This window comes from Helicobacter sp. 23-1044, assembly GCF_053654695.1.
In genome coordinates, this window is the sequence record NZ_JBSIUQ010000001.1 from 189580 (window position 1) to 213953 (window position 24374).

At 41.3% G+C, this 24374-nt stretch carries 34 protein-coding genes; 19 read left to right on the forward strand and 15 right to left on the reverse strand.

Annotated features, from left to right (window positions below; genetic code table 11):
- Window positions 1-31 precede the first annotated feature (31 nt).
- On the forward strand, window positions 32-1144 hold the full coding sequence (locus ACWIUD_RS01145) for a hypothetical protein (RefSeq protein ID WP_454145878.1): 1113 nt from the start codon (window positions 32-34) through the stop codon (window positions 1142-1144).
- Between the two features lie 34 nt (window positions 1145-1178).
- Here ACWIUD_RS01145 and ACWIUD_RS01150 read toward each other — a convergent pair whose 3' ends face one another.
- From ACWIUD_RS01150 to ACWIUD_RS01180, 7 genes are all read right to left on the reverse strand, one after another.
- Window positions 1179-1454, reverse strand: a complete 276-nt coding sequence (locus ACWIUD_RS01150) for a DUF362 domain-containing protein (protein WP_454136191.1) — start codon at window positions 1452-1454, stop codon at window positions 1179-1181.
- Between the two features lie 88 nt (window positions 1455-1542).
- Window positions 1543-2259 (reverse strand): hypothetical protein, encoded by a 717-nt coding sequence (locus ACWIUD_RS01155; protein ID WP_454145880.1) that lies wholly within the window; start codon window positions 2257-2259, stop codon window positions 1543-1545.
- Window positions 2256-3602, reverse strand: a complete 1347-nt coding sequence (gene coaBC / locus ACWIUD_RS01160; protein WP_454145882.1) for a bifunctional phosphopantothenoylcysteine decarboxylase/phosphopantothenate--cysteine ligase CoaBC — start codon at window positions 3600-3602, stop codon at window positions 2256-2258. The genes ACWIUD_RS01155 and coaBC overlap by 4 nt, the downstream gene beginning before the upstream one ends.
- A gap of 4 nt (window positions 3603-3606) precedes the next feature.
- Window positions 3607-4209 carry a type II restriction endonuclease gene (locus ACWIUD_RS01165; RefSeq protein WP_454145884.1) on the reverse strand — a complete coding sequence of 201 codons (603 nt, stop codon included), beginning with the start codon at window positions 4207-4209 and terminating at the stop codon, window positions 3607-3609.
- A gap of 10 nt (window positions 4210-4219) precedes the next feature.
- Window positions 4220-5218, reverse strand: coding sequence for a DNA adenine methylase (locus ACWIUD_RS01170; protein WP_454145886.1), 999 nt, complete (start codon window positions 5216-5218; stop codon window positions 4220-4222).
- Between the two features lie 96 nt (window positions 5219-5314).
- The gene (locus tag ACWIUD_RS01175; RefSeq protein ID WP_454145888.1) at window positions 5315-5920 is read right to left on the reverse strand and encodes an MATE family efflux transporter; all 606 of its coding nucleotides are present in this window, start codon (window positions 5918-5920) and stop codon (window positions 5315-5317) included.
- The gene (locus ACWIUD_RS01180) at window positions 5880-6644 is read right to left on the reverse strand and encodes an MATE family efflux transporter (protein WP_454145890.1); all 765 of its coding nucleotides are present in this window, start codon (window positions 6642-6644) and stop codon (window positions 5880-5882) included. The genes ACWIUD_RS01175 and ACWIUD_RS01180 overlap by 41 nt, the downstream gene beginning before the upstream one ends.
- Window positions 6645-6830: 186 nt before the next feature.
- Here ACWIUD_RS01180 and bcp point away from each other — a divergent pair, with 186 nt between their 5' ends.
- From bcp to ACWIUD_RS01205, 5 genes are all read left to right on the forward strand, one after another.
- The gene (gene bcp, locus ACWIUD_RS01185) at window positions 6831-7337 is read left to right on the forward strand and encodes a thioredoxin-dependent thiol peroxidase (RefSeq protein WP_454145892.1); all 507 of its coding nucleotides are present in this window, start codon (window positions 6831-6833) and stop codon (window positions 7335-7337) included.
- A gap of 17 nt (window positions 7338-7354) precedes the next feature.
- Window positions 7355-8185, forward strand: a complete 831-nt coding sequence (locus tag ACWIUD_RS01190; protein ID WP_454145894.1) for a threonine/serine exporter family protein — start codon at window positions 7355-7357, stop codon at window positions 8183-8185.
- 2 nt (window positions 8186-8187) lie between these two features.
- A complete protein-coding gene (locus ACWIUD_RS01195) occupies window positions 8188-8703 on the forward strand; it encodes a threonine/serine exporter family protein (protein WP_454145896.1) in 516 nt (171 codons plus the stop codon).
- Between the two features lie 212 nt (window positions 8704-8915).
- Window positions 8916-9983: an aldo/keto reductase gene (locus ACWIUD_RS01200; RefSeq protein ID WP_454145898.1), complete on the forward strand. Its 1068-nt coding sequence runs from the start codon at window positions 8916-8918 to the stop codon at window positions 9981-9983.
- 104 nt (window positions 9984-10087) lie between these two features.
- Window positions 10088-10519: a (R)-mandelonitrile lyase gene (locus ACWIUD_RS01205; RefSeq protein WP_454146360.1), complete on the forward strand. Its 432-nt coding sequence runs from the start codon at window positions 10088-10090 to the stop codon at window positions 10517-10519.
- A gap of 74 nt (window positions 10520-10593) precedes the next feature.
- Here ACWIUD_RS01205 and ACWIUD_RS01210 read toward each other — a convergent pair whose 3' ends face one another.
- Window positions 10594-10734 (reverse strand): hypothetical protein, encoded by a 141-nt coding sequence (locus tag ACWIUD_RS01210; protein WP_454145900.1) that lies wholly within the window; start codon window positions 10732-10734, stop codon window positions 10594-10596.
- A 171-nt stretch (window positions 10735-10905) separates the two neighbouring features.
- Between ACWIUD_RS01210 and ACWIUD_RS01215 the strand changes: the two genes are divergently transcribed.
- Complete coding sequence (locus ACWIUD_RS01215; RefSeq protein WP_454145902.1) at window positions 10906-11112, forward strand: hypothetical protein; 207 nt, start codon at window positions 10906-10908, stop codon at window positions 11110-11112.
- A gap of 10 nt (window positions 11113-11122) precedes the next feature.
- Here the strand turns inward: ACWIUD_RS01215 and ACWIUD_RS01220 are convergent, their stop codons facing one another.
- From ACWIUD_RS01220 to ACWIUD_RS01235, 4 genes are read right to left on the reverse strand one after another with little or no spacing between them, the layout of a single operon-like run.
- On the reverse strand, window positions 11123-12064 hold the full coding sequence (locus ACWIUD_RS01220; protein ID WP_454145904.1) for a hypothetical protein: 942 nt from the start codon (window positions 12062-12064) through the stop codon (window positions 11123-11125).
- Window positions 12065-12090: 26 nt separating this feature from the next.
- On the reverse strand, window positions 12091-12777 hold the full coding sequence (gene pseF / locus ACWIUD_RS01225) for a pseudaminic acid cytidylyltransferase (protein WP_454145906.1): 687 nt from the start codon (window positions 12775-12777) through the stop codon (window positions 12091-12093).
- On the reverse strand, window positions 12777-13025 hold the full coding sequence (locus tag ACWIUD_RS01230) for a hypothetical protein (RefSeq protein ID WP_454145908.1): 249 nt from the start codon (window positions 13023-13025) through the stop codon (window positions 12777-12779). The genes pseF and ACWIUD_RS01230 overlap by 1 nt, the downstream gene beginning before the upstream one ends.
- Window positions 13003-13707: a flagellar basal body L-ring protein FlgH gene (locus ACWIUD_RS01235; RefSeq protein WP_454145910.1), complete on the reverse strand. Its 705-nt coding sequence runs from the start codon at window positions 13705-13707 to the stop codon at window positions 13003-13005. The genes ACWIUD_RS01230 and ACWIUD_RS01235 overlap by 23 nt, the downstream gene beginning before the upstream one ends.
- Before the next feature lie 72 nt (window positions 13708-13779).
- On the opposite strand from ACWIUD_RS01235, the gene ACWIUD_RS01240 reads away from it, so the two are divergent.
- The 3 genes from ACWIUD_RS01240 to ACWIUD_RS01250 all read left to right on the forward strand — a co-directional run bounded on the left by ACWIUD_RS01240 (window position 13780) and on the right by ACWIUD_RS01250 (window position 16038).
- The gene (locus ACWIUD_RS01240) at window positions 13780-14220 is read left to right on the forward strand and encodes a GatB/YqeY domain-containing protein (RefSeq protein WP_454145912.1); all 441 of its coding nucleotides are present in this window, start codon (window positions 13780-13782) and stop codon (window positions 14218-14220) included.
- 24 nt (window positions 14221-14244) lie between these two features.
- Window positions 14245-15402 (forward strand): alanine racemase, encoded by a 1158-nt coding sequence (gene alr, locus ACWIUD_RS01245; protein WP_454145914.1) that lies wholly within the window; start codon window positions 14245-14247, stop codon window positions 15400-15402.
- 99 nt (window positions 15403-15501) lie between these two features.
- Complete coding sequence (locus ACWIUD_RS01250; protein ID WP_454145916.1) at window positions 15502-16038, forward strand: phosphatase PAP2 family protein; 537 nt, start codon at window positions 15502-15504, stop codon at window positions 16036-16038.
- Here ACWIUD_RS01250 and ACWIUD_RS01255 read toward each other — a convergent pair.
- Window positions 16035-16790, reverse strand: coding sequence for a TSUP family transporter (locus ACWIUD_RS01255; protein ID WP_454145918.1), 756 nt, complete (start codon window positions 16788-16790; stop codon window positions 16035-16037). The genes ACWIUD_RS01250 and ACWIUD_RS01255 overlap by 4 nt on opposite strands.
- Before the next feature lie 95 nt (window positions 16791-16885).
- Here ACWIUD_RS01255 and ACWIUD_RS01260 point away from each other — a divergent pair, with 95 nt between their 5' ends.
- Together ACWIUD_RS01260 and ACWIUD_RS01265 are read left to right on the forward strand one after the other, a co-directional pair.
- The gene (locus ACWIUD_RS01260) at window positions 16886-17206 is read left to right on the forward strand and encodes a hypothetical protein (RefSeq protein ID WP_454136173.1); all 321 of its coding nucleotides are present in this window, start codon (window positions 16886-16888) and stop codon (window positions 17204-17206) included.
- Window positions 17196-17489, forward strand: a complete 294-nt coding sequence (locus ACWIUD_RS01265) for a type II toxin-antitoxin system RelE family toxin (protein WP_454145920.1) — start codon at window positions 17196-17198, stop codon at window positions 17487-17489. The genes ACWIUD_RS01260 and ACWIUD_RS01265 overlap by 11 nt, the downstream gene beginning before the upstream one ends.
- Here the strand turns inward: ACWIUD_RS01265 and ACWIUD_RS01270 are convergent.
- Together ACWIUD_RS01270 and ACWIUD_RS01275 are read right to left on the reverse strand one after the other, a co-directional pair.
- Complete coding sequence (locus ACWIUD_RS01270; protein WP_454145922.1) at window positions 17484-18380, reverse strand: DMT family transporter; 897 nt, start codon at window positions 18378-18380, stop codon at window positions 17484-17486. The two genes, ACWIUD_RS01265 and ACWIUD_RS01270, sit on opposite strands and share 6 nt — an antisense overlap.
- Before the next feature lie 59 nt (window positions 18381-18439).
- Window positions 18440-19237, reverse strand: coding sequence for an SIR2 family NAD-dependent protein deacylase (locus tag ACWIUD_RS01275; RefSeq protein WP_454145924.1), 798 nt, complete (start codon window positions 19235-19237; stop codon window positions 18440-18442).
- Between the two features lie 120 nt (window positions 19238-19357).
- Between ACWIUD_RS01275 and hemE the strand changes: the two genes are divergently transcribed.
- From hemE to ACWIUD_RS01310, 7 genes are read left to right on the forward strand one after another with little or no spacing between them, the layout of a single operon-like run.
- A complete protein-coding gene (hemE, locus tag ACWIUD_RS01280; RefSeq protein WP_454145926.1) occupies window positions 19358-20389 on the forward strand; it encodes a uroporphyrinogen decarboxylase in 1032 nt (343 codons plus the stop codon).
- On the forward strand, window positions 20390-21301 hold the full coding sequence (locus ACWIUD_RS01285) for a radical SAM protein (RefSeq protein ID WP_454145928.1): 912 nt from the start codon (window positions 20390-20392) through the stop codon (window positions 21299-21301).
- Window positions 21302-21348: 47 nt separating this feature from the next.
- A complete protein-coding gene (locus ACWIUD_RS01290) occupies window positions 21349-22047 on the forward strand; it encodes an ankyrin repeat domain-containing protein (protein ID WP_454145930.1) in 699 nt (232 codons plus the stop codon).
- On the forward strand, window positions 22025-22315 hold the full coding sequence (locus ACWIUD_RS01295; protein WP_454145932.1) for a glycosyltransferase family 2 protein: 291 nt from the start codon (window positions 22025-22027) through the stop codon (window positions 22313-22315). Before ACWIUD_RS01290 ends, ACWIUD_RS01295 begins: the two co-directional genes overlap by 23 nt.
- Window positions 22316-22344: 29 nt before the next feature.
- The gene (locus tag ACWIUD_RS01300; RefSeq protein ID WP_454145934.1) at window positions 22345-23166 is read left to right on the forward strand and encodes a hypothetical protein; all 822 of its coding nucleotides are present in this window, start codon (window positions 22345-22347) and stop codon (window positions 23164-23166) included.
- A 33-nt stretch (window positions 23167-23199) separates the two neighbouring features.
- Complete coding sequence (locus ACWIUD_RS01305) at window positions 23200-23409, forward strand: hypothetical protein (protein WP_454145936.1); 210 nt, start codon at window positions 23200-23202, stop codon at window positions 23407-23409.
- Window positions 23410-23428: 19 nt separating this feature from the next.
- On the forward strand, window positions 23429-24358 hold the full coding sequence (locus ACWIUD_RS01310) for a tRNA dihydrouridine synthase (protein ID WP_454145938.1): 930 nt from the start codon (window positions 23429-23431) through the stop codon (window positions 24356-24358).
- Window positions 24359-24374 lie beyond the last annotated feature (16 nt).

Genomic DNA, 24374 nt, shown 5'->3' on the forward strand with positions numbered 1-24374 from the left:
AACAAAAATATTTAAGGATTTCGCGCAAAAAATGCTCTATCAAAAATTTAAAAAAAATCTTAAAAAAACGCTCCAAACAATTATCCCAAACAAAATGCCCGATTTTAGCGTGTGTGAGGTGGAAAATCCGCTGTTTTTTGCGTATTTTGTGAATGGCGATATTTTTCACATTTCACATAGCGAAAATATCGCATTTAGCGAGGTTGTCATCGATGAAGTGGTAAAAGTGGGATTTGAAAATGATGAGTTTATCTTCTATCCGCAAAACGCAGAATCTGCCTATTTCAAGGGCGATTTTGAGCTTGATACTTATAGATTTGTCGAGTTAATTTTGGAGAATAATTTGAGCGAAATTGCAAGTGCGATTCACGCTAAAATCACGCAATTTAGGGAGAAAATCGTAGATTCTGCGATGCTTTACAAGCTAAAAATGCAAAATGCGATTTGCAATGTGGAGTTTGTGGGCGAGGTATTTGATGAAGATTTGAAATGGGAGATTGAAAGTGCGATAAAGTCCCTTGTTTGCGAGATTGCGAGTGAAAATATCATCGATTCAAAACGGCATATTTTTGAAGTGCTCTTTGAAAATGGCATTTATGATTTTGATAATATCGCTGAATCTGCCCCCGTGCGCGATATTTTCAAGCGATATTATAATCGCTCAAATCTAAGTGATAATATTCAAAAATCGCTTGAAATAAAACTAAACAAAATGCGATTTTTTATAAGTTATTTTTTTGAAAATATTTTTTTAAGCACAAATATTAAGGGCAAAATATTTATAGATTCAAAGGTTTTTATAAATGATATTTTTCTCATCGGTGCGCCAGAAATCAACTATGCAAATGCGGATTTAAAAATCGCATTTAGTGGCGAAAATATAGAAATTATAAACTTGCAAAAAATACAAGTTATTTTACACAGCATAAAGAGCAATCTAAAAGCACAAAACGCAGAATCTACATTTGATTCAAACAACGAAATCATCATAAATGACAAAATTACGCTAAAAAACACCGCACTTTTGGCGATAAAAAATAAGGCAAAAGATGGCAAAATCGCTCATAAATTAGAGCTAATTTACAGCGTAGGTGGCGTAGAGAAGCGATTTGTAGGTAGTGGGAGTGTGAAAAATATACTTTGAATGCGCTACTTGCGGACAAATAGCGCACTGAAAATTACACGCAGGCGGTGTCGCCACCTCGCATATTTTCGCCGATATCATCGCGATTTGTGCTTCCTAGCGCACTCCACACGATGCACCCATCAGTCGGGCACGCAGTGGCGCACGCCGGAGCGTCATTATGCCCTACGCACTCCACGCATTTATCGCCATACACATAGTAAATGCCCTCGCCTGTGGGATTATCATCATCATCGACAATCGCACTCACAGGACACTCATCAATGCACGAACCGCACGAAATGCAAATATCCGTAATCAAAACAGCCATCATATCTCCCTTAAATTTAAATTTTGGCAAAAGCCAAGTTGAAATTTTAGTGTGTTTTTTGCAAAAAATACCATAAATTTTGCAAATTTTATGCTTGTATAAACAAATCTTCCATCATCTCATAAAGCACCGAATTGTCCCGCACTACGATATTAACCTCGCTAAAATCTAATTTATATGTATTTTTTTCTAGCAGTTTTTTGACATTTTCGTAATTCACACTCAAATGCAAAATTTTATTTTGATAAATGCTGCCACTTACAATCCCTAAATTATGAAACACCGCGCAGAAGGTAATTTGCTCGTTTTTTTGCCTTTTTATTTGGAGTAAAATGTGGCGATTTTGCTCTTTTATCACAAGATTTAAAATGCCCTGATTTAGCGCATACAGCGAGTTTGAGATGAAATCAAACTCATCTTTCAAATGCGTATTTAGCGCAGAATCTATCAATTTATCCCTAAATTCTCGCACGAAATCCGCATTTTTTGCCATCGCCTCCAAATCTTTTGGCGTGAAAAAAATGGGCGAATTTTTGGCAGATTCTGCGATTTTGGGGCGCATTTTTAGCTTTGAAATCAGCAACTCACCGCCCGAGTCTCTCACAATCGCCCAATATTTCGCGCCAAGTTGCAAATTTGCATTGCTTTTTGCCTCTATTGTGGTGTTGCCGAGTTTTAATAAAAATCCTTTTTGCGTTTTTTGCAAGATTTCTAAAAGCAATGGGAGCGTGGTGTTGAAATTTTTAATGCTATTATTTTGCGTGGTTTGGGCGATTTTGGCGATATTTAAAATCTTTTGAATCATTTTTTTACAAGATTTTTGGCGATATTTTGCGCGATTTTAAAGCTAATATTTAGCTTTGAATCTTGTGGGATTTTTGCGCTAGACTCGCGTGTGAAAATGCGCACTTCATTGCTATCCCTGCCGATTTGATTAGATTCGCTAATCACATTTAGCACCACCATATCGCAACCCTTTGAATCAAGCATTTTTTTGGCGTTTAAAATCGCAGAATCTGCGTTTGATTCTGCCTTAAATCCCACAATATAGCACGAATCGCCAAATTTGCTAGAAATCTGCGCTAAAATATCAGTATTTTGAATTAAATGCAAATCCCACTCTTTGCCTAAATGTTCTTTTTTTAACTTGCCTTGCGCTGGTTTCGCCACTAAATAATCGCTAATTGCCGCAGCTGAAATGAAAATCGTGTTTTTAGATTCTGTGTTTTGGTTTTTGTCATTCTGAGATTGCGAAGCAATCGAAGAATCTCTATTTTGAGATTTTTCGCTACGCTCAAAATGACAAAATGGAGCAGATTCTGCGTTTTTTGTGCGATTCGCATACAAATCTAGCTCATTTTCTATTTTTTCTTGAAACTCCGCACTACTTTTCACAGCGATTTTTTTCACGCCTAGCGGGAGATTTAGCGGAAATTTTGATGAGATTAAACTCACATTTGCACCTAAAAAATAAAACGCCAAAGCCAAATTTGACGCTTGTTTGCCACTTGAATCATTTGAGATATGGCGAATCGCATCGATTTTCTCCACGCTCCCGCCACCCGATATTATGACATTTTTATCACGCCAAAAATAGCCGTTTGTTTCAACACAAAAAGCGCGTTTTAGATGAAATATAATTTCGCAAACCTCCGCCATCGCGCCATTTGCGATGATATTACACGCCAAAAGGCTAGTGCGGGGCGGGATTATGTGGTAGCCCATTTGCTCTAACAAATCCATATTTGCCCTATTTTGCGCAGATTCAAGCATATTGACATTTGCGCTAGGGGCGATAAAAACGGCGCATTTACACGCCAAAAGCGTCTCAATTATCAAACTATCGGCGATTCCGTGTGTGAGCTTGGCGATACTATTCACACTTGCAGGGGCTAAAATCGCGATGTCAGCAAGATTTGCGTAAGAAATATGCGATATTTGGGGAAAAGATTCGGTTGATTTGCAAAGGACTTTGTTGCCACTCATCGCCTCAAATGTGAGCGGAGCGATGAATTTTGTGGCTTCCTCGCTCATCACCACAAAAATCTCTGCGCCCTCTTTTTTAAGCGCACTGATTAAATCAAGCGACTTATAAATCGCAATCCCCCCGCTTACAAGCAACAAAATGCGTTTGTTTGATAAAATCATCTTTCTACCTCTTTGCTTCTTTTCGCACGACTTTTTTCGCTCTACTTTGTGCATTTTTTTGGATTTCTGCGTGTTCGTTTTTGATTTCTAGTGGCCAGTCTTTGCCTTGTTCTTGCACATTCCAATCAGGGTGTTTGCCACCTTTACGCTCTAAATAATCCGCCACGCAACATTCCTCAATCAGTTTATACGAAATATACGCATTTTTGACATTTTTTAGCCCAAAAAGCCCTTTGATTTCTTTTTCAAAATTCTCTTGATAAATCATATAAAATTCGATTTTTGCCCCGCTTAAAATCGTATGATAGAGAAAATACCACACGCCAAAACTACGGATACCCGGGCGTCCTTTGACTCCGCCGTCTTTGTAGATTTCTAGCGTATTTTTGATTCCGCCCACTGCTTGAGAACCGCCGATTTTCTTTATCACTCCATCAACCACGATTAAATACACCCGCGCAACATTTTGGGTTAAAATGCTTTGTGGTAATGATTTGCCGTTTTCATCTCGTAAATCTTTAAGATAATTAAAATTTAGCTTCGTGCTACCTGCCACAAACTCCACATCTGCGATTTTAAACGCCGTTTTGACTTCGCTAATTTTCATTTTTACACCCTCATTCTTTGATGATTAAAAGCTCGTGGCTTTGCTTGATATTATCCGTGTCGCCTCGCTCGATTCGATTTTTGCCGATGCGCGTTTCGCCCTGTCCCATTGTGTATTGCCACTTTGGCTCTAAAATCTTAAAGTCTTTATACGCCTCTCGCACCCATTCGCAGTCATTGTAGCTTAGCACAAATTTGCCCTTATGTGCGTGTAAGCACTCCGCCAAAAGCTCGTGTTTGAAGCCATTGTGATGAATGGGAAAATTTCGCATAGGGTAGATTCCCTTAAACATTTTGCTATCCCCTGTGAGAAAATATGGCGGGTCGCAGTAGAAAAAGTCGTTTGGATATAGCTCAAACACGCGCTCAAAACTCGCGCACTCCACGCTAAGATTTCGCGCTTTTTTGTTGCGCCCAAAATCACGCAGTTTGTTTAGCATATTGCCATAGCGCGTTTTGTCCTCATAGATTTTGCTCATCCACCCCAAAAATCCCGGTCCATAGCTAAGATTAAAATTAAAATAATAATCCCGCGCTAAGTTAAGCGAATCTAGCGTTGCTTCATTTTTATAATGCGCTTTTAGTTCGGCTTTTATACGCTCATAAGTCTCTTTGTTTGGCTCTAGATTCACGAGGATTTCGCACAAGGCTTTTGAATCACTAAGCAAAACCTGCCAAAAATTTACCAAAATATCAAAAATATCAAAGGCTTTGACTTCCAAATCTAGCTCTAATGCACTTGCCACCTCCACGCTCCCACCACCGATAAATGGGCTTACTACGCGCTTTATATTATTTGGGAAATGCTCCAAAATTAGCCCCACAGCTAGGCTTTTGCCCCCTCCATAGCGCAAAGGGCTTTTGGTGTAGCGTTTGTAAGTGAGATTTCTGCCTTTGAGTGAATCTAAAAATCGCGCTTTTTTCTCCGCTAGATTCTCTACCAAATCCACACTAGAATCCACCTCAAAAAGCGCGGGTTGATTAGAAAAGTTGTAAGCCAAATTTGACATAGTCATTTTTCCTTAAAACAAAATTTTGTGATTATACAAAATTTGACTTAATGCTAAATGACAAAATCTTATATTCATTTTTTTAAAGATTCAGCTCTAAAATCGCAAGCACTTTTTTAGCAAAATCACGCTTAATATTACCACGCAAATTTCAGCGAAAAATCCCACCAAAAACACGCCATTTACGCCAAAGATTCGTGGCAAAATCAGCAAAAATGCAAGTGGCGCGATGAGATTTGCCATTAGCGAGAGTATCATCGAAAATGTCGGCTTGTCAAATGCGCTCAAAAGTTCGCTGACAAGGGCGTTAAACCACATTACAAGGTAGTTTAGATTATAAAGCAACAATGCGACTGACATAAATGTGACAAATTCTATACCCTCGCCTTTTGTGGCATTTGGTGCGAAAAGTCCCGCAAATTCGGCGCGAAATACGATTAAAATCACAAATACGACAAGCGAAAAAATCGCATTTACGCAAATCAAAAAGCGGAGGATTCGCATAATTTCGGCGCGATTTCTTTGTGCGAAAAAGTAGCTTAAAATAGGCTGAAGCGAGGTATTTATCGCCATTATCGCAGACATTGCCAACTCATCGATATACACAATCGCCGCATACACCGCCACGCCAAGCGCACCGCTTAGTTGTAAAAGCGTTACATTAGCAAAAATCGCAAGTAGTGAGCCTGAAATATTGCCCAAAAACTCGGAGCTTCCGTTGTATAAAATGCCTAAAAATTTTTTGAGCGTTAGTTTTGGGGCGCAAAATTTTAGCACTAAATCTTGCGTAAAAAAACGGCAACACACTTAAAATCGTCCCAAAACTAAGTCCCAAACTTATCGCCAAACCCGCACCAAAAATCCCCATTTCAAGCCAAATCACAAAAAGGCACACCAAAGCCACATTGCAAATCACCACAAAAATCCCAACCCACATCACATAAACGCCCTTTTCGCAAATCCGCAGATAATTATCAAGCGCGTAAGATAGCGCGATAAATGGCATAAATATGGCAATCACACGCGAATACTCCGCGCTTAAAGTCTTTATGTTCTCACTTGCATCCATAAAATCTAGCAAAAATGAAAGCCCAAAATACACCAAAAAGCCCACTATGCACGAGATTCCCACTATCGCTAGCACACAAGCGCAAAAAATTTCTCTGGCTTCTTTGAGCGCATTTTTGCCTAAATGCAGGGAGATTTGCACCGATGAGCCTATGGCTATCATATCAGCAAGCGCGAATGCGATGAATATAAAAGGCATTACAAGCCCCATAGCTGCGAGAGATTCGTTGCCTAAATAGCTCCCTACGCTTATGTCATCGATGATTGTATAAATGCTAAAAAATACCGCCGAAATCACGCTAGGCGCGATAAATCGCCCAAAAAGCGTGGCGAAATTTGTGTTTTGATAGATTTGCATAAAGTGCCTTTTTTTGGATTCGTGCGTAAAATGCGCATTTTTGCGATTTAACAATCACAAAAATTTAGATTCAAAAGCCACAAAATTCTGTGTGAATCTACAAAAAAATAGCGCGATTTTACTAAATTTTTCGCTAAAATTTCATTTTTAAAGATTCTGCGATTTATAAATTGAAAGGACGCAAAAATGAGATTAGAAGCAACTACAAAAGCCCCAGATTTTACCACCACAAATCAAAATAGCAAAAAAGTTAAACTTAGCGATTTCAAAGGCAAATTTGTCATTTTGTATTTTTATCCAAAAGATATGACAAAGGGTTGCACGATTGAGGCAAATGATTTTAGCGCGCTAAGCGCGGAGTTTGGCAAACTAGGCGCGGAGATTTTAGGCGTTAGCCCAGATAACGAGCAATCGCACCAAAAATTCATCGTAAAAGAAAATCTAAAAATAAACTTGCTTTGCGATGAAAACCACAAAATCGCCGAATCTTACGGCGCGTGGGGATTAAAAAAGAATTACGGCAAAGAATACGAAGGCATTATCCGCTCAACTTTTATCATAAAAGATGGCATTATTTTAAAGGCATTTTACAATGTCAAAGCCGCAAATCACGCACAAAAAGTGCTTGAATCGCTTAAAAATATCATAGATTCTGCGAATCCAAACAAAAAAAGCACAAAAAGCACGAAATAAAGGCGATTTTACGCACAATGCACTTTAATAAATTCACAAAATTTTACACACCAAAAGCACCCGAATTTCACGCAAAAAGTGCCGAGATTCAGGCACTCGCGGAGTTTTTGATGGATTACACTTTGGCGATGCTATCCATCGGCACTTACACTTCGCGCGTAGAAAAGTGCGCAAAGCGCATAGGACAGGCGTTTGGCTACGATGTGCATATTGCCATTTTCTCGCACACCATAAATATCAGCATTTTAGCGCACGATAACTACACCAAAAGCAAAACTTTCGTGCGTGGATACAGCGATTTGGCACTTGACTTTAACAAAATCTCCGCGCTCTCCGCGCTCTCGTGGCACGCCTATGATGATAAAATCACATTTGAGGCACTAAAAGCGAACTTTGAGCGGATAATGCGCCAAAAACGCTATGGATTTTTTGGCAATTTGATTTTGTCAAGCTTCGCATTTGCGGCGTTTTGCAGGATTTTTGGCGGGGACTTTGGGGCGGTTGGCGTGATTTTTGTATCGACTTTTATTGGCGTTTTGGTGCGCCATATTTTGGTAAAAATCAAAATCGATGCACGCATAATTTTCGCGCTGTGCGCGTTTGTGGCATCGATGATTGCCTATTTTGGCGGAGTGATGGGACTTACAAGCAAGCCAGATGTCGCAATCGGTAGCAGTGTGCTATTTCTAATCCCGGGCATTTACCTAATCAACGGCGTTATCGACATTTTGGACGGACACTCGCTAAATGGACTTTCTCGCCTAATCCGCGTGACAATTCTCATATCTTGCATAGCTGTGGGATTATACGCCACGCTTAGCTTCTCAAAGCTACCGATGGAGTATTGAAAATGGATAGCGCATTGCTTATAAATTCGCTAATTGACGCGGGATTTGCCGCAGTGGCGGGACTTGGATTTGCCTACGGGTGTAATCCGCCTATGCGGACGATATTTGTCTCCGCGCTACTTGCGGCAGTGGCGCACGGCGCGAGATTTTACCTGCAACAAAGCGGATTTGACATCACAAGTGCGACATTTTGCGCTGCATTTATCATCGGGATACTTGGTATGATGCTCGCCAAACGCCTAAAAACGCCCACTGAAATCATCACATTCCCCGCGATTTTGCCAATGATACCGGGTATGTATGCCTACCGCACGATATTATCCATCGCTAACTTTTCAAGCGAGGGCGATTTAGAAGCGCAAGGACGCCTTTTAGTCCAAATCACAAATAATCTAATCACCACTTTCTCCGTCTCTCTTGCCATCGCCGTAGGCATTTCGATAAGCTTGGTAATCTTTTATGAGCAGAGCTTTATGATGACACGCAAAAGCGTAAATGAGAACTTAAAGGGGCTGTGAGGGATTCGTAAGTGCGAATCTAAAATTTGCGATTTTTTTATAAATTTTTGCGATTCACCCTTGACTTAGATCTACTCTAATGTTTTATAATTTCAATCGTGGATTTTGGATTTGCATTTAGATTCGCGATAATATTGCGCAAAATAGGCGCGAATCGCCAAATTAAAAGTGCGAATCTAAACGCCACAAATTTAATTTTAAAAGGATAAAAAATGAAAAATGTAACATTGACAGGCGATTTGCAAAGGCGCGAATTTATCAAAAATAGCGCGAAAATGAGCGTAGCTTTGGGCGCATTAGCGACATTTGGCAATTCAACTCTTTTGGCAAAGAGCGCGGATTCAAGCGATTCAAGTGCGAAAAGCGCGGATTTAAAGGGCGCGAATCTAAACACAGATTCGACTAAAAACCCCGCAAAAATCCCCACATTCACGCTAAATAACGGCGTTATTATGCCAGCAGTGGGATTTGGCACACTCAAACTTGGCGATACCAAAGCCACGCAAAAAGCCGTAGAGGACGCGCTAGAAGCGGGTTATCGATTATTTGACACTGCGCAAAGCTACGCAAACGAGGAAGCCATAGGCTACGCATTCAAAGCCACAGGGGTAAAACGCGATGAATTATTTATCACTTGCAAACTTTTTCGCCCCTACGCAAACGAAGCTTTGGCGGGAAAAGCCTACTTTGAGAGCCTAAAAAAGCTCCAAATCGACTACGCGGATTTATACCTAATCCACCAGCCCGTAAATGACACTTATGGCGCGTGGAGGGCGATGAGTGCGCTTTATAAGGACAAAGCTGTCCGTGCGATTGGTGTTAGCAACTTTAATCCCGCGCGGATTATGGATTTTGCGCAAAACAACGAAATCAAACCCGCAGTCAATCAAATCGAGTGCCACCCGCATTTTCAAAACGAAAAAGCGTTGCAAAATCTAAAAGAATTAGGCATTCAAATGGAGGCGTTTAGTCCGCTAAAACAGGCGCGTGATAATATTTTAAATGACAAAACTTTAAGCAAAATCGCCAAAGCGCATAAAAAGAGCGTGGCGCAGGTAATTTTGCGCTGGATTTATCAGCGAGGCATTATTAGCGTTGCAAAGACTACGAAGCCCACGAGAATGCGAGAGAATCTAGCTATTTTTGACTTTGAGCTAACAAGCGCGGATTTGGCAAAAATCGCCAAATTAGAGACGGGCAAACCTTTGCTAGACCATCAAGACCCCGCGCGAATCAAGTGGTTTAACGAGCGCACAGCAGGGGAGAACTTTACGCGATAGGGATTTTGTTTGATGAAAGTTGTATAATTTTTAATTTGAAAGGATAAAAAATGAAAAAAATAGCAAATTTTATCGCGCTATGCGTGATTTTAGGAGGTTTGAGTATGGTAAATGCGGCAGAGCAAGAGCTAGTCAAAGCGGGGAGTTTGGGCGGATTTGAAGGCAGTGATAAGATTTTCAGTGGCAAAGTCAAAGTAACAACGCTTTTTAAAGACGCACCTTATCGGGCGTTTGGCGGGGGATTAGTAGAGTTTAGCAAAGGAGCTAGGACTGCGTGGCACACACACCCAGCAGGACAAACGCTAATCGTAACAGAGGGCACAATCATCACAGGCACGGAAAATGGCGTGGTGCAACTCGCACACAAGGGCGATACAATTCTTTGCCCACCTGATTTGAAGCATTGGCACGGCGCGACTGATAAGCAAAACGGCGCACATATCGCACTTACAGGCGTAAAGGACGGCAATAATGTAAATTGGCTTGAAAAAGTAAGCGATGAGGAATACAAATCCGCGCTAAAAAAGGCAAAGTAGATTCGTGGAATTTGCGTGGAATTGCATTACTGCGATTCGCGCAAGATTCGTGCGAATCTAAAATAAAAATTTCGTCATTGCAAGGCGAATCGTAGATTTGCGCAAAGCAATCGAATCCACTCTCCCGTCATTGCGAGTCCTTGCGTTAGCAAGGCGAAGCAATCCGTAGGATTTACTAAAGAAACTTCGTTTTGCGAACGAAGTGAAGCAACCATCCAAATCACGCGAATCTAAAAGCTAGATAAAATCAATAACCCAAAATTGAAACAATAAATTATTACATTTAGATTCGCCTAAAGTCAGTGATTTGCATTTGTTTCGCAAGTCCCATTAGTGGATTGCTTCGATTCGCTATGCGAATCTCGCAATGACGGGGAGAGTGGCGATTGATTCGCTTCGCAATGACAAAATTTAATGCCGAATCTACCTTTATTTTGCCATTCTTATCGAAGCACAAAGCGAAGAATCTCTATTTTAGATTCTGCGTTTTTGTGCGATTCGCAGAATCTGCGCTAGATTCTGCGATTTTTAATAAGATTCTGCGATTTTTAATAAGATTCTGCGATTCGCACGCGATTCACACACGCATTTAGATTCGCGTAATCACGCCAAAACGCGCCTTTTTAGCATTTCTACAAATTTTGGCAATTCCGCGCCGATGGCGACTTTGTTTAGCAAGTTATAGACTTTGTTTCTATCCTTTAATCGGACAAGCGATTTGATGAGCGGTTTTAGGGCATAAGGATTTTGGGCTATTCGTAGTCCTACTTTTTGCCACTGCCTTAATTGATAGCTTTGGTTGGGCGCGATTTCTAGCGCGATACTTGGTGTGCGCGTGGATTGCACTTCTACCGCCGTTACGCCCCCGCCACAGATGATTAAGTCGCTCTCAATCATTAAATCTTTTAGCTCTCTTGCGGAGAGATTTGCGTGTATTTGCGTCCCAAAGCCACAATTTAGCGGTTCATAATATCGTGGCAAAACGACACTGATTTGCGAGTATGACAGCTCTTTTTGCACGATGTCAAGGGCTTTTTGCGTGTTGTTTGCAAAGTCATTGCCACCTAGTGTGATTAGCACTTTGTTTATTTCTTTGCTGATTTTTTTTGGCTCTTTGGTGCGAAATTCTTTTCTAAGTAGCCCATATTCCACGCCCGCAAAAATCTCATTTGGGATTTTGTCATTGTAAAGTCGCTTTGCGTTTAGCGCGGGATTTAGGATAATGCAGTCCTTTGGATAGGCTATTCGACTAAAATCATCTAACGCAACGCAGATTTTGGCATTTTGCAATACGAAATCGTAAAATTCAAAAGGCACGTAATACGAATCTATCACGATTAGCACGGCATTTTTTATCAAATCGTGCGGATTTTCTAGCCAATTTGCATTTGTCGCATTTGCGCTTTCATAATCGCCCCTATTGTAAATCTCAACCGCAAAATCCGCATTTTGTAGGTAGCTTTTTAGCGCAATGCAACGGCTCAAATGCCCCAAGCCAAAGTTTTTCCCCGCTTCTGTGAAAATCACTGCTTTTAAGATGCTCAAATTTCGCCCTTTGCTTTGAATTGCGCCTAAATCTTGTGCGAATCCGCCAAAATCTTGTATTTTAGCTCGGCGATTTCCCAATCGCTAGGCGTATTTATGTCCGCTACAAAAATCTGCGGGATTTTTATGATTCGCGAATCCTCGCTAAAAATAGGCTTTTTTGATAAGAAATTTTCTGCGCTTCCAAAATAAAACTGCCCCGCGTCATAATACAACGCTTCTAAATCCTGTGAGCGTAATAGCTCGAATCGCTCGGCTAACATTTGAATCTTGTCATCTCTCACAAAAAAGCTCCGCAATGGATTTGCATTATACTCACACGCGCTAAAAATATAAGATTTTTGATTTTGCAAAAATTTCTCAAAGCCCTTTTTTAAAAAATCCACTTTTAGCAACGGCGCAGTGGGATAAATGCAACAAATATTGTCATTTTTTTGCAAATTTAGGCGATTCGCCTCATACGCCAAAACCTCCAAAGTCGTAGCAAAATCATCGCAAAAAGATTCGCGCAAATGTGGCACTTCTGCGCCAAAATCCACCGCTACTTGCGCAATCTCCGTGCTATCGGTGCTAACGATGATTTTATCAAAGATTTGCGAATCTTGTGCTGTTTTAATCGAATATGCGATGATGGGTTTGCCACAAAAATCTTTGATATTTTTACGCGGGATTCGCGCACTTCCGCCCCGCGCTGGGATTATGGCGAAATTCATCAGCAAATCTCTAACGCAAGATTTTTGTCATTGATAGGCGAATCTAATCCATTGATTCTTTTTTGGGTCATTGATTCGCCATTTTCATTAGATTCGCGTGTTTTGGATACTTCGCTATGCTCAGTATGACGATTCGGTGTGGATTGCTTCGTTGCACTCGCTTCGCTTCGTGCGCCTCGCAATGACGAATCGTGCGCAAATTGCATACCCAAAGACAAATTGCCACTAATAAGGCCACGCGTTTTCAATCTCTTTGCTCCCCCAATTTTTATGCCTCTTATCGCTTATATCGCCCTCGCTTGTGTAGTTTAGTTTCAGCTCAGAAATGTAGCGCGAAGCAATCGTATTATTTGAAGTAATGTCATAGGGGCGAATCACGCCACTTAAAAGCATTACCTTTTTTTCGCCATCCACCATAATTTGGCGCGTCCCCTCAATGTAATAATTGCCGTTTTCTAGCACCTTTATCACTCGCGCCATAAGCTCAAAATTCACGCGCTCTGTGCGATTTTGCGAACCGCCACCGCTGAAATTTGTCGCAGAATTTGCTAAATTCATATTAAACGCGCTACCATCTTTGAAAGAGTTGATATTTTGCGCGATTTGCGCGTCATTGCCCGTATAATCCACGCTAGGCGCGGTAAGTGTGCCGTTTTGATTGCCCGTATATGCCTTTTGCGTGTTAAAACTCGCACTTGAACTCTCATCAACAAGGACAAGCAAAATATCATTTACCCGCATAGCGCGTCTATCGGCAAACATAGGACGCTCACCTTGCCCAAATAGCGAACCAAGTTTGGGAAACTCTTCGATAAAATCTTTCTCAGGCAACTCTTCGACATATTTTGGCGGAGAAAAATCCATAATCGGGTCAGCAAATATCGCAAATGGCGCAAGATTCGCGCACACAAACAAAAAAATCTTTTTCATAAAATCGCCTTAAATTTTTGGTATAATTCGCGCATTTTTAAAGCAAAGTTTATTCCAAAAAGGATTGTTACGATGACGATAAAAGAGCGATTAAGCGCGGATTTGAAGTCTGCGATGAAAGAAAATGACATTTTTAGGCGCGATACGATTCGCCTTATAAATGCGGGGATTAAGCAAGTAGAAGTCGATAAGCGCGTGAGTTTGGACGATGAAGGCGTGATGAAAATTTTGCTTGGCGCAAAAAAACAGCGATTAGATTCGATTGCGGCTTATGAGAGCGCGAAACGCGATGATTTGGTAGCAAAAGAAAAGGGCGAATTAGACATTATTTTGCAATATTTGCCAAAACAGCTTGATGATGATGAATTGCGCACAAAAATCGCTGAAATTATCGCTAATGTGGGCGCAAATGGCGCAAAGGATTTAGGCAAGGTTATGGGCGCGTGTAAGTCATTGCAAAGCGTGGCAGATGGCGCAAAAATCGCAAAAATTGCAAAAGAGTTGTTAGGCTGATTTTAGGCTAATTTGGGGGCTAAAATGGCGGATTTTGGGGAGTGCGAATCCTTTTGCTTTGCGGAGGTAAATTTAGCAAATTACGCGCATAATTTGGCGCAAATCAAAGCGCATTTGCCTTTGAATGCGAAAATCTTAGCAGTCATCAAAGCAAACGCCTATGGTTGCGGAATCGCAGAGATTGCAAAAAGCGCGTATAAATGCGGAGTTTATGCGCTTGGCGTGGCTAGGATGGATGAAGCCTTAATCGTGCGCGAAGCCCTGCCAGAGGCAAAAATCTTAATTTTAGGCTACACTCCAAAAGAGTTGCTAAACACCGCAATCGCGCATAATATCGAGCTTTGCGTCTATCACAAGGACATTGCCAAATCAATTTCACGCGAGGCGCAAAGGCAAAACAAAACCGCGCAGATTCATATCAAAATCGACACAGGAATGGGGCGAATCGGCTTTTTGTGCGATGAATCAAATGCAAATGATTTGCTAAATGATGCCCAATCTATCTCAAAACTGCCAAATATCCAAATCGCAGGGATTTTCACGCATTTTTCAAGCGCAGATGAGGCGGATTTAGGCTACACGCAAATGCAGGTGGCGCGATATTGCGACTTTGTGAAAGCGTTAGAATCACGCGGGATTAAGGGCTTTATAAGGCATTGCTCAAACTCTGCGGGGATTTTCAGCTATCCGAAAAGCGCATTTGATATGGTGCGCGTGGGGATTGTGAGCTATGGTATCTCTCCGCTTCCCGCACTGCCCGTGAATCTAAAACCTGTATTAAGCTTAAAAGCCCGTGTGGTGCATATCAAAACGCTTCCAAAAGACTGCGCGATAAGCTATGGGCGGACATTTATCACACCAAAAACTATGCGAATCGCCACGATTTGCGCAGGTTACGCCGATGGATATAGCAGACTTCTCTCAAATAAAGGCGAAGTTTTGATTCGCGGGATTCGCGCAAAAGTCGTAGGTAGCGTGTGTATGGACCAGCTGTGCGTGGATATTAGCGACATTAAAGACGCGCAAATCGGCGATAGCGCGGTGCTTTTTGGTGTTGATGAATGGGGCAATGAGATTAGCGCAGATGAGTTAGCGCAAAAAATCGGCACGATAAGTTATGAAATAATTTGCGCGGTGTCAAATAGAGTGCCACGGGTTTATAAGGGCGCATTGTCTCTTTGATTTTTTCGTGTGAGATTCTGCGATTTTGCAAAAAAATATATGTTTTCGCTACAATTTTGACTTTTTAGATTTTTTATGAGTTTTTTTAAAGGTTACATTATGCCAAATTCAAAAATAGAAAATATCGCCCAAATCGTGGCATTTATCGCGCTAATACTCACCGCAATCGCGCTAATTGCGTGGGACTTTAAGATTTATGGAGATATTTTTCGCTTCATCTTGCCTATTTTGTGCGCTTTTGCGCCATTTTATGAAAGAGATTTTGAGAAATTAAAAGAGTTGATTTTTGCTATTTTAATCAGCAGTTTAGTCGTGTATGTGGCAAAATTTGGTATTTCGTATATGGTGGCAAATTACGATGTGGCGGAGATTTTGAGCTTTGCACGGCGTCCCATAAATGGCAAATACACAGGGTTTCCAAGCGGACACACGCAAGGTGCGTTTATCGCGGTGGCGTTTGCCTTTGTGTATTTTCATCTGCGATGGAAAATATTGCTTTTTTGCCTTGCCACTCTTGTCGGGATTTCGCGCATTTATAGCGAGTATCACACGATTTTGCAGATGATTTGTGGGGGGATTATTGGATTTTTTGTAAGTTATTTTGTGATTAAATTTTTGCAAAATCGCAGAATCTAGCTAAAAAATAGCAATTTCACGCACATTGCGAATGATACGGCGACGACAAGTGGCTTTATGATTTTTATGCCGTATTTTAGTGCCATTTTCGCGCCCAAATATCCGCCGATGATTTGCCCCACTGCCATCGCTATGCCCACCGCAAAGATAATATGTCCAAATACCGCAAACGCAAGCACGGAGGCAAAATTCGTGGCGAAATTGTAGAGTTTTGCCTGTGCTAGGGCGTCTTTTATACCAAAGCCACCAAGCGAGATTAGCGCAATCATCAAAAATGAGCCTGTGCCCGGTCCAAAAAAGCCATCATAAAAGCCGATTCCCCCGACGATAAAGGCAAGTGCGATTTTGCCGATTCGCGCTTTGCTTGATTCTTCGCTCACTTTTGGCGAAAAAAGAAAATACAGCGCGAAAAACATTAGCAAAAATGGGATTGCCTTGCGTAAAATATCCGCGTTTATCACCTGCACCGCAAGTGTCCCGCCTAGCGCAAATACAAAGGCAAAGGTAGCAAAAAGCGCACATTTTCGCCATTGCAAATATCCCTTGCGCCAAAAATGCAAAGTCGCGCTAAAAGAGCCAAAAACCGCCTGAAATTTGTTTGTGCCAAGTGCTTCGTGTGGCGGGATTCCTGCAAACATTAGCGCGGGGATTGTTATCATTCCGCCACCACCTGCGATACTATCGACAAATCCCGCCACCAACGCCACCACGCTTAAAATTAAAATAGTGGTTAGATTCAAATCAAAATCCATTTTTGTCCTTTGTATGCGCTAGATTCTGCGAATCGCAGAATCTACATTAAAACTTTTGCTATAATTTTGCGAAATTTTAACTTTAAGGACAAAAAATGGCAAGTATAAATTATGAAAAATATGCGCGTATGTCGCAAAAACAGCTTTTTAACTCGCTATTAAATGCGGAGAAAAAAGAACGCGATATTATGGAGCGGACAAATCAAAAGTTAAGCGATACGCGGGATTTGATAGCGTTTTTAAAAGCAAAAATCAAAGATAGCTTTGAGCCAAAGTATGAGTTTGTGCCACTAAAAGAAACACAATCTTACAAGTTAGCAATGGAGTATAAAAAAACGCTCACCCCGCAAGAATTAGCAGAGATTGAGAGAGAGTTAGACGAAGAGATAAATAGGGATTATGGCGATGAGTTTTGAGATAATTGTAGATAAAAAAGCCGATAAAGCCCTATCAAAACTGCAAAAATCCGCGCCAAAAGCACATTTACGGATTATCGAGTTTTTAGATGACAAGCTCCCAAACACCCAAAATCCGCACCTTTTGCCAAATGCGAAGCGTTTGCAGGGCTTTGATGATAATCGCTATCGGTGGCGCGTGGGCGAATATCGCATTATAGGCATTATCGAAAATGGCACTTACAAAATTATCCAAATCATTAAAATCGCCAAGCGCGATGATGGCACTTATAAAAGGCTATGATTTATCCCGCAAAGTGCGCAAAAATCGCCCCAAAAATCTAAAATGCTTTTTGTTATAAAGGCTGATTAGATAAATGGCGATGATTGCCAAAATCCCGCCGATTGCCGTGCTAATCTCTGGCTTTTCGCCCAAAATGATAAATGACAAAAGCACCGCAAAAAACGGCACAAGTAGCGTGAAACTCGCGCTTTTGGTAATGCCTACCACTTCAATGCCTTTGTAATAAATGCTTGTGCCAAAGACGGTGGATAAAAGCGCGATAATTAGCAAAAATCCAAGCGATTCGCCCTCGCTAAATATCGCAAAATCCGCGCTTTGCAAAAATGGCACAAACAGCACCGCGCTAAAAAACGCGCTATAAAAATTTATCACAAGCGGGTGGAGCGGGAGTTTGCGGACGCTTAAAGTTACACACGCCCACAAAAACGCCGCCAACATAAAAAATAGATTAAATGAATCAAAAATCGCACCCTTGCCAGAGATAAAGAAAACGCCCGATATTAGCCCGATTCCAAGCCCTATGCACTCCAATCGACTGAGTTTCGCGCCAAAAATTATCACGCTTAACAAAGTCGCCAAAATAGGCGATAAAGTCGTGGTTATCACACCTGCGCTCCCTGCGTTGCCTAAATTTATCGCGTAGAAAAATACAAGCGAATAAAGCGCGTTTGAAGCGATATTTGCGCCAAGTCGCACAAAGCAAGAGCGCGGGACTTTTAGGCTTAAACCCAAATATTTGATGATAGGCAAAAGGCACACCGCCACAAGCGCGAATCGCCCAAATGCCACGATAAAAGGCGAATGATTCGCAGATAAAATCTTTGAAATAGGCCACGATAATCCCCAAAAAAACATTGCGACAAATAGTAAAAAAATAAAAGTTTTTTGCATTTTAGATTTGTGCTTTGCGCTTTGGATTTGCGCTAGATTCGCACCAAAATCTACGAATCTTAACCATTTTTTAGCCTTAAAATCTCATCATAAATCTTTGGAAACGCGCTTGTGCTAGGCTCTAAATACACACTATCAAACAGATTTTCATTGATTCCACGCGCAGGTTTAAGATTATTTAGAATTTTGTAGCCTTTATTTATCATAGCACAAACATTCACAACCTCCCCGCTAGTGCCACTTACGATGATTATGTCATTATCACTCACACGCTCAAAAATCTCATACATTTGCGCGTATTTGGGAGCTTGCTCGTAAAAAAATACGATATTTGGCTTTAAGATGGCATTTCCACATTTAGGACAGGGCGAAAAGTCGTAAGGCGCGTAGCCGATATTGATAATATTTTCGCAATCTTCGCAACGAATCTCCCATAATTTCCCGTGTAAATGCAAGATATTTGCATTGTCGTATTGTGAAAAATCTAAATTGTCATTGCGAGAATCGCTTTGCGATTCGTGGCAATCCAAAGTATTAAAATCCCCCAAAAGCCCCAAATATGCCCGTTCAAACAAATCATCGACATTTTGCGTGATATTTATGACTTCAAAATTTTGCGCTAATTTTTGGGCGATTTGATGTGCGATATTTGGCTTCACACGCGCTAATTCCTCGCGCCGCAGATTATAAAATTTATGCACAAGTTCGTAATTTTGTCGCCACGAATGGTAATTGCAAACGACATTTATGTCATAATTTGCCCAAAGTCCATTGCTATCTCTAAATGTCGCAAGCCCGCTCTCCGCGCTGATTCCCGCACCGCTAAAAATGATAATTTTGCCATTTTTGAAATTCATTTGGATACGCCCTAAAAATTATTTTAAAAGCGCGATTATAGCAAAATCATTTTTGTGCTAAAATGCCGAATTTTCACGCCAAAATTTATTAAGAATTTATTTAAGAAAAAGGGGGAAGCGATGATTTTTATCGATGCTTGTTTTAGGAAAGAGACGCCATATACGCCCATTTGGCTTATGCGTCAGGCGGGGCGATATTTGAGCGAATACCGCGAAGTTCGCGCAGAGGCGGGGAGTTTTTTAGATTTGTGTAAAAATGTAGATTTGGCAACGCGCGTAACGCTTCAACCTGTGGAAATTTTCGACTTTGATGCGGCGATTTTATTTAGCGATATTTTGCTAATCCCGCTTGAAATGGGACTAAATTTAGCATTTATCAAAGATGAAGGACCGAAATTTAGCACCACAATCCGCGCAGAATCTGACTTAAAATCCCTAAAAAGTGGCGCACACACGCGCCTAAATTATGTTTATGATGCTGTGAGTGCCATTCGCGCAAAACTGCCAAAAGACAAGGCGTTGATTGGCTTTTGTGGCGCACCTTGGACGCTTGCGACTTATATGATTGAGGGGCAGGGCAGTAAAAATTATGCGAATTCTAAAAAAATGCTCTATCAAAATCCGCAGTTGCTCCACGCCCTTATGGCGCGAATTAGCGATGAGCTAAGCGCGTATTTGGAGGCGCAAATCCGTGCTGGGGCGGATGCCGTGATGCTTTTTGACTCGTGGGCAGGGGCGTTAGAGGGCAGTGCGTATTTGGAGTTTGGATTTAAATACATTTTGGCGATTGTCTCGCATTTAAAGGCGAAATATCCAAAAACGCCCATAATCGTCTTTCCAAAGGGCGTGGGCGGATATTTGCAGAGATTTGGCGAGTTTGGCGGGAAGTTTGAGGTTTTTGGGATTGATTGGGGTTGTGATTTTGGAGGTGCAAGGGTGATTTTGGGCGATAAATTTGTCTTGCAGGGGAATTTAGAACCTGCGAGATTATATGATGGATGCGCGATGGAGCGGGGCGTAGAGGCGATTTTGGAGGTGTTTGGCGCACAAAGTGGGCATATTTTTAATTTAGGGCACGGAATGTTGCCTGACTTGCCCCGCGAAAATGTTGCAAAATTAGTGCAGATTCTGCGAGAAAAGACGGCGCGATAGATGAATATCATCTTTGGACCGCTGCGCTCACGGCGGTTTGGAATCTCGCTTGGCGTGGATTTATCGCCAAATAAAAAGCAGTGCAATTTTGATTGCATTTACTGCGAGTTGCGCGGTGCAAAGAGTGTGGAGCGATTTAGCGAGATTTTGCCACTTGAAATTTTGCTAGATTCTACGAAAGATGCGCTAAAAAAGCATAAAAATATCGATGTTTTGACAATCACGGCAAACGGCGAACCCACGCTCTATCCGCATTTGGAGGATTTCATTTTGGAGATTAAAGCATTTTTGCCAAAGGGCGTAAAAACGCTAATTTTAAGCAATGGTTCAAAATTCGCAGAATCTAGCGTCCAAAACGCCCTAAAACACTTCGATATCGTAAAATTTAGTTTAGATTCTGCGGATGAAAAATCGTATAAAAAAATCGATAGAATTCACAAATCTTTGGATTTTGAAGCGATAAAAGATGGCATTAAATCTTACGCAAAAGTGCGCCAAAACCTGCTAATTTGCGAGGTTTTGCTAGTGAAAAATATCAATGATAATGAAAAGTCCTTGCGCCCTTTGGCGGAGTTTTTGCGGGAAATCAAAGTCGATAGGGTGGATTTGGGGAGCATTGATAGACCGCCGGCATATAACGCAGAATCTGTCGAAGTGGCGCAAATTAGCGAGTTTGCGAAGTATTTTGAGGGACTTTTTGTAAGCATTCCTACGCGCGAGATTCTGCGCCAAAATGAAAAGTTAGATTTGCAAAAAAGCGAAATTTTGGATTTATTAAAACGGCGTCCATTTGAGGTAAATGAGGCAGATTCTGCGTTTTGTGCGCGAAGTTTGGCGCATTTGAGAGATTTGGTAAAGGTAAATAAAGTAAAAATAAAAAGCGTAGGTGTGCTAAAATTTTACGCAGTTTAGAAAAATTGTAGTATAATCGCAAAAATTTACACAATTAAGGGGAAAAAATGGGTTTGTTTGATAGATTGAAAGATAAATTTATAAAAAAAGAGGAAGAGGAAGTAGCGCCACCGCCAAAGGTTTATGAAGGCAATTTCTTCACCGTGGCGCGCAGAGGAAGCGCGGATGATGTGAAAAGCGCGATTTTGGATGGGGCGAGTGTGTATATCAAAAATGACGCGCATTGCACGCCTTTGATGTTTGCTGCGGAGGAAAATGGCGACCCGGGCGTGATAAAGGTGCTTTTGGAGGCGGGTGCGATTTTGGAAGCACCCACAAAAGGCGGCGCAACCCCGCTTATGGGCGCAGCGCAGAAAAATAAGAATGTCGAAGTTTTACAGGCGTTAATTGACGCGGGGGCGAATGTGAATAAAATCAACGATATTGGTTTCACACCCCTAATTTACGCTGCTGCGTATAATCCAAACGCCGAATTCACGCTCCGCCTTTTAAAGGCGGGTGCGAATGCGAACTTTACGAATAAATTTAGTCGCTCGGTTTTTATTTATGCTGCGCTAAATAACCCAAATGCCGAGATTCTGCGACTTTTGCTAGACTTTGGCGCGGATTATACAAAGCAGGATTTGCAGGGGAAAACGGCGTTTGAGATTATCAAAGATGAGGGCAAAATCAGCGCGGATAGCGAGGTTTATAAGCTATTAGAGAGCATCGAAGCAAACGGATATGAAAAGCGCACACACAACTAATATTTTTTATTTTGTCATCCCGATTTATAATGTTGAGCGATATATAAGGCAGTGTTTAGACTCGCTTGTAGCGCAGAGCTATGGGCGATTTTGCGCGATTTTGGTAAATGATGGAAGCAGTGATAAAAGTGGCGAAATCGCACAAATTTATGCGAAAAATGATAAACGCTTCATTTATCTCTCGCAACGAAATGATGGAGTTTCAACCGCGCGAAATAAGGCATTAGATTATATTTTCAACAATCTAATTGGGGGGGGGGGGATTTAGATAAAAATACGCTAGATTCTGCGAATGTAATGGATTGCCACGATTCTGCTTCGCAGAATCTCGCAATGACGGAAAAAATCGCAGATTCTGCGATTCTCACAAAATCCCCAAAAAATCCGCTAGATTCTGCATATATCGCATTTTTGGACCCTGATGATTTTTTGGAGGCAAATGCGCTCTCTCACATAAATGCGATTTTGCAAAAGCACCAAACAGACGCATTTTGTAGCAATCGATTTTTTGAGATTAAGGGCGAGAATAAGGGCATTTTTCATTACCGCGTTTTTGATTGTGCGCTTGAAAATCGCGCACTTAGCGTAAAAGACATAGTGGAGGAAGTGCCTCGCTCAATCATTACCACCACTTGCGCGTTTGTGTTTGGCGCGGAGATTTTGCGCGATATTCGCTTTGTGCGGGGTGTTTCTTTGGGTGAAGATGTCATTTTTTGCACGAGTGCGGCACTAAAAAGCAAAGCGATTTATATAGATTCTGCGCCTATTTATAATTATCGCATTCGCCTAAATTCCGCGCTCCGCGATGAAAGTTATGACAAAATTATCAGCAAGGCAAACTCAATGTATAAAATCGCTGAATTTTTCTACGCAAAACTGCAAAGCGAAAATGACAAAAATTTCAGCGAATTTTATAGGCATAATATTATGCAAAGTGTCCGCACCGCGCTAATCCACCTGCAAAAATGCGGTTATAAAAAGACTATTTTTAGCAAAAAGGATTTAGAGAAATTTCTGCCTTTTATGGATTTCAAACGGAGAGTTTGCTCGTATTTTCCGCGCATTTATGGACTTCCAAAGCGCATTAGACTGATGATTTCCCCTAAAAAAGAGTGGTAGATTCTGTTCCACTTCGTCATTGCGAGGCACGAAGTGCCGAAGCAATCCACAGCATTTGCTAACGCAGTGAAACAACCATCCATAAATCAAAAAATAGATTGCCACGAAGTCGCCCAAGTGCGACTTCTCGCAATGACGGAAAACAAATCAGATTCTGCGAATATGCGAGATTCTGCGAATCGCCCAAAAATCGCAGAATCTAATAACTTCGCAGAATCTGCTATAATTTTCCATAATTTTTAAAAAATCTTTCGAGGAAAATATGCAAATAAATTTTGACAATATCCTAATGCTTGCTCCGCTTGCTGGGTGGAGTGATTTGCCATTTCGTGCGGTGGTGAAAAAATTTGGCGTGGATATTACGGTTAGCGAGATGATTAGCTCTTACGCGCTAAATTATAGCACACAAAAAACGCTAAAAATGATAGCCAAATCCCCCGCTGAATCGCCTTTTAGCGTCCAAATCTCTGGCAACAAAGAGGAAGTGATAAAGCGAAGCGTGGAGATTTTAAACGAACAAAATGGCATTGATATAATCGACTTAAATTGCGGTTGCCCCGCGCCAAAAGTTAGCTCACACGGCAATGGAAGCGGACTTTTAAAGGATTTGAATCTGCTTGTGCGCCTTGTAAATACAATCAAAAAGCATTCAAACAAGCCCTATACAAGCCTAAAAGTGCGTTTGGGCTTTGATAAAAAAATCCCGCTTGAATTAGCACACGCCATAAATGACAGCGGAGCGGACTTTGTCGTAGCTCACGGGCGCACAAAAGTCGATGCCTACAAAAAAGAGCGCATTGATTATGACGCAATCGCGCTAATGCGCGAAAATATCCGTATCCCGCTAATCGCAAATGGCGAGATTGATTCATATCAAAAGGCAAAAGAAGTGCTTAAAATCACAGGCGCAAATGGGCTTATGATAGGACGCGCCGCGCTAAAAACCCCTTGGATTTTCTACCAAATAAAGCACAATGACGCAAATCCGCCAAATCTCATCAAACGCGACATTGTTTTGGAGCATTTTGATAATATGATTGATTTTTATGGGGAGCGCGGGTGCATAATGTTTCGTAAAAATCTGCATAATTATGCGCGTGGATTGCCCGATTCAAGCGAGTATCGCGGAATTGTAAATAATATTAGCGATTCAAAAATTATGCGCGAATCAATAATGCGATTTTTTGGCTAAATTGTGCTAAAATCGC

Excerpts from the sequence above, each read along its gene's own strand:
- ACWIUD_RS01195 (WP_454145896.1), top strand. The coding sequence starts at position 8,188 with ATGGATAGCGCATTGCTTATAAATTCGCTAATTGACGCGGGATTTGCC.
- ACWIUD_RS01205 (WP_454146360.1), top strand. The coding sequence starts at position 10,088 with ATGGTAAATGCGGCAGAGCAAGAGCTAGTCAAAGCGGGGAGTTTGGGC.
- ACWIUD_RS01260 (WP_454136173.1), top strand. The coding sequence starts at position 16,886 with ATGGCAAGTATAAATTATGAAAAATATGCGCGTATGTCGCAAAAACAG.
- ACWIUD_RS01150 (WP_454136191.1), bottom strand. The coding sequence starts at position 1,454 with ATGGCTGTTTTGATTACGGATATTTGCATTTCGTGCGGTTCGTGCATT.
- ACWIUD_RS01165 (WP_454145884.1), bottom strand. The coding sequence starts at position 4,209 with ATGAAAATTAGCGAAGTCAAAACGGCGTTTAAAATCGCAGATGTGGAG.
- pseF (WP_454145906.1), bottom strand. The coding sequence starts at position 12,777 with ATGAATTTCGCCATAATCCCAGCGCGGGGCGGAAGTGCGCGAATCCCG.
- ACWIUD_RS01270 (WP_454145922.1), bottom strand. The coding sequence starts at position 18,380 with ATGCAAAAAACTTTTATTTTTTTACTATTTGTCGCAATGTTTTTTTGG.
- ACWIUD_RS01210 (WP_454145900.1), bottom strand. The coding sequence starts at position 10,734 with ATGGTTGCTTCACTTCGTTCGCAAAACGAAGTTTCTTTAGTAAATCCT.
- ACWIUD_RS01200 (WP_454145898.1), top strand. The coding sequence starts at position 8,916 with ATGAAAAATGTAACATTGACAGGCGATTTGCAAAGGCGCGAATTTATC.
- ACWIUD_RS01170 (WP_454145886.1), bottom strand. The coding sequence starts at position 5,218 with ATGTCAAATTTGGCTTACAACTTTTCTAATCAACCCGCGCTTTTTGAG.
- ACWIUD_RS01155 (WP_454145880.1), bottom strand. The coding sequence starts at position 2,259 with ATGATTCAAAAGATTTTAAATATCGCCAAAATCGCCCAAACCACGCAA.
- ACWIUD_RS01235 (WP_454145910.1), bottom strand. The coding sequence starts at position 13,707 with ATGAAAAAGATTTTTTTGTTTGTGTGCGCGAATCTTGCGCCATTTGCG.
- ACWIUD_RS01250 (WP_454145916.1), top strand. The coding sequence starts at position 15,502 with ATGCCAAATTCAAAAATAGAAAATATCGCCCAAATCGTGGCATTTATC.
- coaBC (WP_454145882.1), bottom strand. The coding sequence starts at position 3,602 with ATGATTTTATCAAACAAACGCATTTTGTTGCTTGTAAGCGGGGGGATT.
- ACWIUD_RS01295 (WP_454145932.1), top strand. The coding sequence starts at position 22,025 with ATGAAAAGCGCACACACAACTAATATTTTTTATTTTGTCATCCCGATT.
- ACWIUD_RS01145 (WP_454145878.1), top strand. The coding sequence starts at position 32 with ATGCTCTATCAAAAATTTAAAAAAAATCTTAAAAAAACGCTCCAAACA.
- alr (WP_454145914.1), top strand. The coding sequence starts at position 14,245 with ATGGCGGATTTTGGGGAGTGCGAATCCTTTTGCTTTGCGGAGGTAAAT.
- hemE (WP_454145926.1), top strand. The coding sequence starts at position 19,358 with ATGATTTTTATCGATGCTTGTTTTAGGAAAGAGACGCCATATACGCCC.
- ACWIUD_RS01275 (WP_454145924.1), bottom strand. The coding sequence starts at position 19,237 with ATGAATTTCAAAAATGGCAAAATTATCATTTTTAGCGGTGCGGGAATC.
- ACWIUD_RS01190 (WP_454145894.1), top strand. The coding sequence starts at position 7,355 with ATGCACTTTAATAAATTCACAAAATTTTACACACCAAAAGCACCCGAA.
- ACWIUD_RS01240 (WP_454145912.1), top strand. The coding sequence starts at position 13,780 with ATGACGATAAAAGAGCGATTAAGCGCGGATTTGAAGTCTGCGATGAAA.
- ACWIUD_RS01255 (WP_454145918.1), bottom strand. The coding sequence starts at position 16,790 with ATGGATTTTGATTTGAATCTAACCACTATTTTAATTTTAAGCGTGGTG.
- ACWIUD_RS01300 (WP_454145934.1), top strand. The coding sequence starts at position 22,345 with ATGGATTGCCACGATTCTGCTTCGCAGAATCTCGCAATGACGGAAAAA.
- bcp (WP_454145892.1), top strand. The coding sequence starts at position 6,831 with ATGAGATTAGAAGCAACTACAAAAGCCCCAGATTTTACCACCACAAAT.
- ACWIUD_RS01310 (WP_454145938.1), top strand. The coding sequence starts at position 23,429 with ATGCAAATAAATTTTGACAATATCCTAATGCTTGCTCCGCTTGCTGGG.
- ACWIUD_RS01285 (WP_454145928.1), top strand. The coding sequence starts at position 20,390 with ATGAATATCATCTTTGGACCGCTGCGCTCACGGCGGTTTGGAATCTCG.
- ACWIUD_RS01265 (WP_454145920.1), top strand. The coding sequence starts at position 17,196 with ATGAGTTTTGAGATAATTGTAGATAAAAAAGCCGATAAAGCCCTATCA.
- ACWIUD_RS01290 (WP_454145930.1), top strand. The coding sequence starts at position 21,349 with ATGGGTTTGTTTGATAGATTGAAAGATAAATTTATAAAAAAAGAGGAA.
- ACWIUD_RS01180 (WP_454145890.1), bottom strand. The coding sequence starts at position 6,644 with ATGCAAATCTATCAAAACACAAATTTCGCCACGCTTTTTGGGCGATTT.